The sequence below is a fragment of the Variovorax sp. WDL1 genome, from assembly GCF_001541225.1.
Taxonomy (GTDB): domain Bacteria; phylum Pseudomonadota; class Gammaproteobacteria; order Burkholderiales; family Burkholderiaceae_C; genus Variovorax.
Map to the genome: position 1 here is coordinate 90,361 of NZ_LMTS01000087.1, position 9,357 is coordinate 99,717.

General features: G+C 62.1%; 12 protein-coding genes. 7 read left to right on the forward strand and 5 right to left on the reverse strand.

Translation table 11 applies throughout. The features are described from left to right. Positions 1-102 precede the first annotated feature (102 nt). Positions 103-555 (reverse strand): 4-fold beta flower protein, encoded by a 453-nt coding sequence (locus tag APY03_RS12770; protein WP_083944319.1) that lies wholly within the window; start codon positions 553-555, stop codon positions 103-105. Positions 556-796: 241 nt separating this feature from the next. On the opposite strand from APY03_RS12770, the gene APY03_RS12775 reads away from it, so the two are divergent. Together APY03_RS12775 and APY03_RS12780 are read left to right on the forward strand one after the other, a co-directional pair. Further along, positions 797-1,090: a hypothetical protein gene (locus APY03_RS12775; protein ID WP_068677382.1), complete on the forward strand. Its 294-nt coding sequence runs from the start codon at positions 797-799 to the stop codon at positions 1,088-1,090. Next, a complete protein-coding gene (locus APY03_RS12780; protein ID WP_068677384.1) occupies positions 1,087-1,338 on the forward strand; it encodes a hypothetical protein in 252 nt (83 codons plus the stop codon). Before APY03_RS12775 ends, APY03_RS12780 begins: the two co-directional genes overlap by 4 nt. A 99-nt stretch (positions 1,339-1,437) precedes the next feature. On the opposite strand, the gene APY03_RS12785 is transcribed toward APY03_RS12780, so the two are convergent. After that, entirely contained in the window at positions 1,438-1,887 is a 450-nt protein-coding gene (locus APY03_RS12785; protein ID WP_146039507.1) for a hypothetical protein, read from the reverse strand. A 188-nt stretch (positions 1,888-2,075) separates the two neighbouring features. Further along, positions 2,076-3,080, reverse strand: a complete 1,005-nt coding sequence (locus APY03_RS12790; protein WP_068677387.1) for an extracellular catalytic domain type 2 short-chain-length polyhydroxyalkanoate depolymerase — start codon at positions 3,078-3,080, stop codon at positions 2,076-2,078. A 416-nt stretch (positions 3,081-3,496) separates the two neighbouring features. Between APY03_RS12790 and APY03_RS12795 the strand changes: the two genes are divergently transcribed. Next, positions 3,497-4,189 carry a hypothetical protein gene (locus APY03_RS12795; RefSeq protein ID WP_232324242.1) on the forward strand — a complete coding sequence of 231 codons (693 nt, stop codon included), beginning with the start codon at positions 3,497-3,499 and terminating at the stop codon, positions 4,187-4,189. A gap of 174 nt (positions 4,190-4,363) precedes the next feature. On the opposite strand, the gene APY03_RS12800 is transcribed toward APY03_RS12795, so the two are convergent. After that, positions 4,364-4,669 carry a hypothetical protein gene (locus tag APY03_RS12800; RefSeq protein WP_068677391.1) on the reverse strand — a complete coding sequence of 102 codons (306 nt, stop codon included), beginning with the start codon at positions 4,667-4,669 and terminating at the stop codon, positions 4,364-4,366. 204 nt (positions 4,670-4,873) lie between these two features. After that, positions 4,874-5,176, reverse strand: a complete 303-nt coding sequence (locus APY03_RS12805) for a hypothetical protein (RefSeq protein ID WP_068677393.1) — start codon at positions 5,174-5,176, stop codon at positions 4,874-4,876. 390 nt (positions 5,177-5,566) lie between these two features. On the opposite strand from APY03_RS12805, the gene APY03_RS12810 reads away from it, so the two are divergent. The 4 genes from APY03_RS12810 to APY03_RS12825 form a co-directional block, all read left to right on the forward strand. After that, positions 5,567-6,028: a class I SAM-dependent methyltransferase gene (locus APY03_RS12810; protein WP_068677395.1), complete on the forward strand. Its 462-nt coding sequence runs from the start codon at positions 5,567-5,569 to the stop codon at positions 6,026-6,028. Continuing rightward, complete coding sequence (locus APY03_RS12815) at positions 5,994-7,775, forward strand: hypothetical protein (protein ID WP_068677397.1); 1,782 nt, start codon at positions 5,994-5,996, stop codon at positions 7,773-7,775. Before APY03_RS12810 ends, APY03_RS12815 begins: the two co-directional genes overlap by 35 nt. Before the next feature lie 88 nt (positions 7,776-7,863). Next, positions 7,864-8,718: a type IV toxin-antitoxin system AbiEi family antitoxin domain-containing protein gene (locus tag APY03_RS12820; RefSeq protein ID WP_068677399.1), complete on the forward strand. Its 855-nt coding sequence runs from the start codon at positions 7,864-7,866 to the stop codon at positions 8,716-8,718. Between the two features lie 56 nt (positions 8,719-8,774). After that, the coding region (locus tag APY03_RS12825) for a nucleotidyl transferase AbiEii/AbiGii toxin family protein (protein WP_083944321.1) at positions 8,775-9,357 on the forward strand (583 nt) is incomplete at its 3' end.

The window sequence follows — 9,357 nt, forward strand, 5'->3', positions numbered from 1 at the left end:
GGGGATGGGTTGCCCAACGAGACACCCAGTGTCGCCGAAGACGCCCTGGCCGGGTTGAGTGCGACGGCCGTGTCCTGTGGCGGAGGCCGCCCCTTTGCTGCTTCAGCCAGCGCCGCCGGCGCCCAGCAGGAAACGGCAAGGCGTCTCGCCGAACGTCGATGTAAGCGAAGGTCGGAACGGCGCAAACTCCTTGAAGGCCTTGAAAGGCTTGAACTCTTTGAAGCTTTTGAATGGCTCGAAAGCCGTTGTCTTCAATGCTTCCTTCGTCGCGCAGGAGGCGTAGCCCTCGCTGTCCCAGACCACACCCTTCGTGAACCATCCGAGGTGTTTGCCGTTAAAGCCGTAGACGTGGTAGCCGCCGCCGGTGTCGTTCTTCTCCAGATAGGCGACAGGCTTGCCGCCCCAGAGGTAGATTGTGAGCTCTTCGGCGATTGCGATGTACGCGTCCGCCCTTCCTGAGCCGCTGAAAAGCGCAACTTCCTCATCGTCGGCGTGCGCCGCAGGTGTGACCAATGCCAGGGCAAGAAGGCTGGCGGCAAACAGGGAGTGCTTCATTGGGGCAGGGCTTGTGTTGTTGTGGTTGACCAGATTCTCGCCTCGACGGAAGCCTCGGCGCCGGCGACTCGGCCTGCCGGTCCGCCCGGCGGTCGAAGAAGACGTGCTTTGGGTGAACTTTTCCGCGATTTGCAGCCGGGCGTCACCCTCACCGAGCCTTTGCTGCACGCGGGCAGCATCACGGGCCGCGGGGCATTGGCTATACGTTGCCAGGAAAACTCACGGCCTCGGCCAATCACCCATGCAAATCCATATCACTGAGCATAAGAGCGTTGGCACGCTCGACCCCCGTCCCAACCGTACCGTGCGCGTCTTCGTGGACCGTGACTACCAGTACGGCTACTTCGTGGACGAACACAAGCTGTTCGGCCTGCTCACCCCGGAGCAGCAGCTGGTCTACCTGGCCGGCGGCGAGGCGAAGCTGGATATCGAACCGGCGACCGCTCAGGTCATCATCGACGACGGTACGACGCCCTACGCGAAGCCGCAAGTGGCGGAGCCTATCCCTCCCGAGCTCGCTGATAGGCCGCAATGAAGCGCGCCACGCTGGTCGCGCTCGCGCGGGCCTCCTCACTGCACGAAGTGCAAGACGACGGTTGCCGCCACATCATCACGAACAAGGAAACCGGAGTGGCCGTTGCTGTCTATGAGAACGGCGCGCCCCACCGGGCCGACGTTGACCTGAGCATCACCACGAACATGACGATTCGTGCGAGCGCCGGTGTACTGGACCTGCCGGCAGACAAACAGGGCGCTCCCGCGGCGTTCCAAAGCTCGAGTTAAGAACTCATTCTTCCAACCAGCCCCACCGTGGGCTGGTTTTTCATTGCCTCGATGTACGAAGGCGGGATTTGCGGCTTGGAGCACCGCGGGTGCGCCGGGCTATTCGCCGGGTTCGACTGCCCCTGCCGGCTCCGCAAGCGCCGGGGGCACCAGGCCGTCTCTGGCTTGGTGGCCGTCGTCCCCAAACAGCTCCGCCATCCGGCGCTCGAGTCGAAACCGCTCAAAGTCCTGGATGTCCTGGGCCTTGCCATCAGCACGCGGCCGGCGGGAGGGGCTGACTTTCATGAAGAAGTGCAACAGGCCGCTCGTGGGCTGCTGCTGCGCTGCTTCGATGAGCTCGGACCTGGTGAAGAGCCAGATGCGGGGTGTCGACATGTCGACGAGCGCAACGAGCTGCGCCGGCGTGGTCGACGGGACCCACCAGTCGAGCAACAAGGCCCCCTTGCCCCCGCCAGGCTTGGCCGCAAACACGGTCTTCACCTGGACGGTGGCGGGCTGTGCCGAAGCAGACGAATAGGTGACCAGGTCAATGCCCGTGTCGGTGCTCATGGGAGCAGATTCGACGCCTCGAGCAAGGAGTTCGTACTGGACCAGGAGCTCGCCGCATCTTCCAATCTGCGCTGTCGAAAGTTTCATGACCGTCCACGCTGTTGACCGCGCATTCTGCCAATCCCGGGAGTTCGGCAAAAGAAAACACGCTCCACGGGCAGGCCAGGGAGCGTGTGAAGAAGGAATCGTTATGCCAACCAAGGGCTCAAGTGCGAAGCGTCAAGCACGTCGCGAAGAGCGCCGTTGGAGGAAACCTGTTTTCCGGTGAGCCGGTCGACCATTCCGAGGATGGCGCATTGCTGGCGTCCTTGTCGCGTGCAGTAGGCCTGGTCGAGCATCCCGAACCAGTCCCAGCTTCCCTTGGGGTTGAACAGGAAGGGGCTCATCGTCGGGTACGCCTGAGGGTACAGGACGATGATGTCGTTCGCTTCCGCCCACTCGTTGTAGCCAGCATGCGTGGCGAACAGCTCTCCCAACTTGTACTCGGACTGCTCGCAACCGTGGAGGGCGACATGCAGCTTGCAGCGCTTACCGCGCAGGGCAGCGGTTGGGTAGTAGACCAGCCCGGTCTCGCCCATTCCGTACAGCGTCGGATGTCGCAAGAACTCGTTCTGGCTGAATCGCGCCAGGAGGCCTTGAGGCGTCGTTCGCGACCTCAAGGGCCCGTACAGGTGCTTGAGCATCTGGCCAGCCGCATCGAAGCCGACGTTGCTGATGTACGACTCCCGATAGGGCGACAGTGCCTTCGCGTCGAAGGAATCCGTGGGCATCGTGTGCGCGCACGGCACATTGTTTACGTAACGAACATTTCCCTTGGCGGTGAACCGCTCGCAGAATTCCACCAGGCCGTCGGTCGGACCCTGAAGGACCGTCTGGTCTTCGGTGCCGCGGAACACCCAAATCCGGGCGTCTACCAGGTTCTCGAGGTCGGCGATGGCGCCGACCGTTTCGAGGTACCGCGCCTTTGAAGCCAGGCGAGCCACGTCGAGCTCGGGTCCGCCGCGCATGCCCGCAGAGAGTGCCCCGTACAGAGAGCCGTTCGAGCAGAGGAACGGACCGCCGGCGATAGAGCCCATCCCGGAAAACACGTCGCTGTAGGCGACCAGCAACTGATGGGCCATGTACGCGCCGGCGGACAAACCGGAAACCGTTACTTTAGAGACATCGACAGCCGCTTTGGAAAGCTTGTCCATATTCGTATACCTTTGATTTAGTCCTTCGAGGTATAGGAATCGGGAGCTCGGGCCTAGCCGTTGGCGAAAAGCGGGGCCGGAGGCGTTAACTGGGAACGTCGCTCGCGGCGTCGCAGGTGAGTACTCGACGGAGAAGCTCACCGTCAAGAACATGACCGCCAGTGCGGCTGGCACGGTCGAAGACCGGGGCAAGCGAGTTGCCCACAAGGGGGGCCGGAATCGATAGGTTCTGGACACCGCTCGTTCACGGCGGGCTGCCCGAAGAGTTAGCCAGCGCCGCCCAGGGGGTGGGAACCGTCCTCCGGATGCGGCGCGCAAGCTAGGAGGGTCTGTGTGTACAAAAGTAAGCAGGCTGCACTATAGTTCACGACCACAACGACGAAATGATTTAAGCCGTGATTCATCTAAAGGTTCGCTTGCCCACTTTCGCGCTGCTTCTGTTTGCATCCGTCCTGGTCACGAGCGCGCGCGCCGACGACGAGGTAACTGCTTCCGACGTCGCCGACTCTCGAGAGGTGTTCACGCGCATCGGCAAAGCGTACCTAGTAGCCAAGGACAACGGGTACATGACGAAGGCGGCCTTATTTTTCAATTTGCGGCTCGCTCGATTCACGCCCCGGCCGACCACCAAGTGCAGCCCCGAATGCAAGGATGCTATTGCGCTGCCGGCGCGCCGTGAGTTCGTTGTAGAAGCGGTGGTGGCACCCGATGACGAACGTAAAGACGTGAGGCTCACGTGCCGCGCAAACAGCATGTTCTGCCACTACCGGGTGCGCTTCACTGACGGGCAGGTCGCCTATGTGGAGGTGCACACTTTCGAGGAGTCCGTGAGCCCCTCCACGGCCATCGCATTGGACATGCCCGGCTTGTACTCAATACGCCCGAAGGTGGCGACCGCCGCGTCGCGCAAACACCAGGTGGAGCTCGACAGGCACTTCCGCAAGATTGGCATTAAGCCGGGGTTCACAATGGCTGAGGTGCTGCGCAGCGACTGGGGCAAACCTGAATTCAAGACGTCGGGCAACGGGCGAACCGCGGTCTGGGCGTACCGGACCCGGATGGTGTCCTTCATTGATGGTGTTGTTCACGAAATCAAACCCCTGGATTAGGCGTTCGTCGGCCGCCGCCGTTAACCCCGCTTCAGTCAGCCCCTTGTGGGCTGGCTTTCCTTTGCGGGCGGGCGCCGTCATCATCTTGCGAGTGCCTTGCTGTCGCACAAATGAAACGAGCCCCACAAGAGGGGCTCGTCTGCATCAGGACCTGCCTGCGCCAGCGCTTTTGCGCTAATGAGGGTGTGGCTCCTGCACGGCGGGGTGCTTCAGCCCGTGGGCAATTTCCAAGGCAGTGATGCCCGCGAGCAGTTCCATCAGCCCGAAGGCGGCGACGCTGCCCATCAGGCCGAGCTGCGGGGTGTGCCAGGCCCACATGATGAGTGGACTGAGAATCGCGCCTTGCGCGAGGCAGTCCGTGATGCCCCAGAAACTGCCGAATCGAATCTGGGCCGGCGGCAGGACGCTGCGTAAGATGCGGCCAACCTTGCCGGCCCATGCCGGCGTGTGCGCTCCACGTCGTGCCAGCCTTGCCTGCAACGCTTCCTTGATGGGCTCGCCCCGCCAAGTGAACCCCGACTTTCACGGCAACGTAGACGGACAACACGGCGTGGAGGTCGATGACAGCGGTGGTGTCCGCCAAGTTGTTACAGGCCAGCAGACCCTTGGCCACGCCCACGACACCTGCGCTGTGCGCACACTCGGCCATGAGGGTGGCGGCGTTCCAGAGGGTAATACGGGAGCTCACTTTTCATCTCCTTGGGTAGCGTCATGGTTGACGGCCGTCTTGCGCGGCGGGCCCTCGAGACGCGCCTCGAGGCGCGGCGGCACCACCGGCTCGACGTGCTTTTCGATGTGCGCCGGCGGCGGGGCGGTGTTCGGCTCGTGGCCACCGGCATGGCCGCCGCCGTGACCACCGCCGAAGATAGTTCCGATAGCCAGGCCCGCCAGAACGACAACGCTCTGGACGGCGCGCGCGACGGCGCGGTTTCTCAGTGCCAGGCCGAGGACTCGGCCTGCGAAGCGGAGGACTTGAGGATTGGGCATGGTGGCAATCTCCAGTTGGGTGGTGCGTGCTGGAGAGAGCCTAAACAGCTTTTCGGAAGCTCGATAGCCTTTAGTGGGTTCGCCCGACCAACCTAAAACTACACGCTGTCCCGCTGTGCCACCTAAAACGATTTGGCGTGTCGCGACAGCGTGAGGCCCCGGGCGGGAAGAGGCGCTGCAGGGAGTGGTTATCCAGGCAAACCCTTAGACGGCGGGTTCCGGAGGAGGCGTCGCGAACGAGCGCGAGCCAGGCGCTTTGGATGCGCGGGCCGGATTGTGCCACACGAACTCCCCCGCAAGCGCGTTCGCCGGAGAACTTTCGTTATCAGAAAACCAGTTCTCTCGGCAGAATGTGCCGCTTGGACCTGACATCCGTGGAAGGAGATTGCGATGGCGACGCGCAAAGCGAAGACCGGCAAGGTTTCGGCCGGCGCCGGAGAGTGCGGGGGTGACGTGAAGGCGCAGGCGGCGGGCAAGGTGAAAGAGGACGTCACAGACAATTGGAGGCGCCTGCTTATCGACCACATCGTCTTTGGCCTCCTCTCGTACGACATCCAAGGTAGGCGCGAGGGCACCTCGATTCACGGCGCGATGAAGCGCTGGCGCCGGCTTTGCGAAGAGGGGCTTCGGTTCGGCCGGGGTCCAGACGAGATATGGCCGACGCGCTTCTGGTTGGGGACGCAAACCGACGTCGTCTTGGACCTTGGTTGCGGAGACGCGTTTCTGGGGACGCGGCTGACCCAGGCAGGGCACGTCGAGTACATCGGCATCGACTCCTCCGCCGAATGCTTGAAATCCGTCCAGCTGACGAAGCACAATGACGGTGACGGTTCACAACCTGGAGGGCGATGACCCGCTGGCCCCTATTGGGCATCTGCGACAGCGCCCACAGTTCATTTTGGCCGTCCGACTCTTTGACCACATCAAGGACCCGGCAAAACTCTTGGCTGAGATTGGACAGCGCTACGAACCTGGCAGGTCCGCGTCGATGCTGGTTGTGACGAGTAACTTGCGCTATTTCCGTAAAACGGGGCACCCCCCTGACTTCGGAGAGCAGCCGCAGGTAGGGGGGCTTACTGAATGCCGAGACGGCCAGCAGCGCTTTCTGAGGTCCCGCACGGAGATGCGCAGGCTGTTTCGTGACGCAGGGTTTCTTATTTACGACGAGGCATCGCCCTTGCTTCCCGCCGGCGCGCAGGACCTGGACGGCTTCACTTGGCGAGAAGGTGACCATGCGGTGGCACCGTTTCACGTCTGGCTACTTGGTATCCACAGCACGCGCCGAGAGCCGGCCAATGCAACCCAGATTGAGAAATGGCTGAGCGAACTGACGTCAGAACGCGACGCGCACGGTACGGCCCACCTGCTCCTGGAGGCCATCAAGGAGAACCTTGACGGTGTTCACTGGCGCACGATTCCTGCAGATTCGCCACTCATTTACAAGCACAACACCGGAGGTCAGGTCTTCATCGTGCGCACCGGCAGGTTGGGTGCATACATGCCTGGCACCGAACCCGGGGCCGTCCGGAGGGTGGCAAAGTCGAAGGGGACGGCGGCAGAGGCGGAACTACCGCAACCTCCCGCCCCGCCCCCTCCACCGCGACAGCCCAGGGTCGTCTTAGACCCGAACGAGGCCTTTGGCGAGCTCGAAATTTTCGACCACGAGACGGAGCACGACCGACGTTTCGTCTCATCGGTGTATGGCATGCCTTTGGACAGGCGTGTACCTCTGTCGGATGTACTCGTGCTGCCCCAAGAGACGGTCCAAATACTAATGAAGCTTCCTAAAGTGCTGGGCAATCCCATGCTCGTTGACCTGCGGACGAAAAGCCTGGAGTCGTCGTTGCGCTATGAGGCACCCTACGTTGGCACGTCCAAGCTCTCGTTTCAAATCGCTGGTGCCCCCCACCCGCGTGTAGTTGAGCCGGTCAACGTCAGCATGGTTGCATCCCTCCTGGCCTTGGCCCTGGAAGCAGACCGCGAGAAGGCGCTTTACGCGCTTGATGGACGGCGCGTCATCTACATCGACCGCATTCACGAGGCGCCGTCGCGGCTCTTCCAGCGATTTCCGGGTCGGGATGTCCGGGCCGCCATCAATGGCGCACTCGAGTACCTGCAGGCAGCAGGTGTGCTTGGCCTCATGCGGCCGGTCCCGCTAATGGCGACTCCAAAGGAGAGGGAGGAGCGCTATGCGCGGCTACGCGAAGTAGCCAAAGAACGAAACGTGCACAGTGCGCTGGCCACAATCGAAAAGTCCGCGCCTGCCAGCGCCGCGGTCTTCGAACGGTTTCTGAAGAACCCGTTCTATTGCCTGATTATCGTCGAGGCCGATATGTCGCTTCGCAAGTTCGTGCTGGAGCCGACCGAGGAGCTTTTCACAGATACGAACGCTTCAATCGTAGCGAAGGGGAAGCCGAGCCCTGAGTCGTTGGCGTTCTGGCACGACGAAATGGTCAAGGTCAGCATGGACTTTTGGAGAACGCGCATCGAGGCGGATGCCTGGTGGTACGACAGTCTGGGCACCCCGCTCGCCGTGGGCCGCCAAACCGCCCCGCACCATGAACCGATGGTCTCCAGCACTCCTGAGCCAATGCGGTGACGGTCGAGGCCTAAGGCCTTGCGGTGGGAGGCAGAATGTTAAATCGTTTGCGAAAAGCGCCTTAGTACGGTACTATTCGCATAAAATCATGAGACCCATCTCGCCCCTGTCTCAGCCAGACACTCGCCGTGCAGGTCTCGAGCCTGCCCTGCGCAAAATCCAGGCCCAGGCTCGTTACCTCGTGCGTGCCGACGAGTTGGCCAAGCTCACGGGCCGGGAGCCAGGTGGCGATGCGATGAAATCGGCGCTTCGGCGTGTCGCTCAACAAGGCCTCGTCACCCTGGCTACGAAGCGTCCTTCGACATGGCTCATCGTTCCGCCCGAGCACAGCCATTTTGGGGCGCCTCCGGTCGAGTGGTGGCTGGACGACTATTTGAAGGATGTCGAGCCACACTACTACCTTGCGTTGCTGTCGGCCGCCAGGCATTGGGGCTCCGCGCACTATGCGCTGCAAGCCACCCAAGTGATGGTTAGCCGGCCGCGGCGCGCCCAAACCATAGGCCGCCTGCGCCTGGACTTCACCGTGAAGAAGTCCATAGACAAGACACCGGTCGACTACGTCACCACGCCGGTGGCGCGTCTACGGGTCAGTACCCGCGAAGCGACGCTCCTGGACCTGGTTCGACATCAGTCCCAGGTTGGTGGCATCGAGTCGGTCGCTCGAATCGCCAAGGACCTCGCGCCGTCATTGAAATCCGATGCGCTCTTGCAAACCCTGGACGCGCTCGACCAGGTGCCGGCAGTTCAGCGCCTTGGCTTCGTCCTCGATACGCTCAAGTTAGGGGAGCAAAGCCATGTCCTCAAGAGCTGGTTGACTGGACGGCACCGGGCGTCGCAGCCCCTGGAACCAGCCAAGGTTGCGCCGTCGGGCGTGTTGCACGATTCAACGTGGGGCGTGGAGCACACCCTGCATCAAAGAAACAGTATTTCGGAGCTCGCTTGATACCCCTGAAGGAAATTGTGCCTTGGCGCTCCAAGGCACCATGGAGCGACGACTTGATGGTGGAGCAGGACTACCTGCTCAGCCAAGCCGTAGGCGCAATCTTCGCGGACGAGAAGCTGCGAAAGCAACTCGCCATGCGCGGCGGCACCGTTCTTCACAAAGGACACCTGGCTCCGGCGAGTCGATATTCGGAGGACATCGACCTTGTGCTCACGGCGAAACGGTCAAGGAGTGGCATCTCTGCGGACATTGCCACGGCGCTCAAGCCGCTGCTGGGCGAGCCCTCGGAGGTTGTTCGCACAACGGTAACGCTGGCAGTTCGGAACTTCCTCTCCAAGTCGGAAATTGCACGGGTCACCTACGTCTATGGGCCAACAAGCCTGTTGGCCGCCCAGGCCAAGCTAAAAATCGAGGTGAATCTGAACGAGCAGACGAGCCTGTACCCGCTGACCACCGTGCCTATCGAGATGCCGTTGGCAGGAGGCGGCGTCGGTTCGGTACTCGTCCCCTCGTACGACCTCGACGAGATGCTGGGGACGAAGCTGCGCGCATTACTGCAACGCGAGCACGGCCGCGACCTTTACGACCTTTGGTGGGCCTGGTGGCCAGCGACAATTATCTTGAGTGGTCGACGACAAC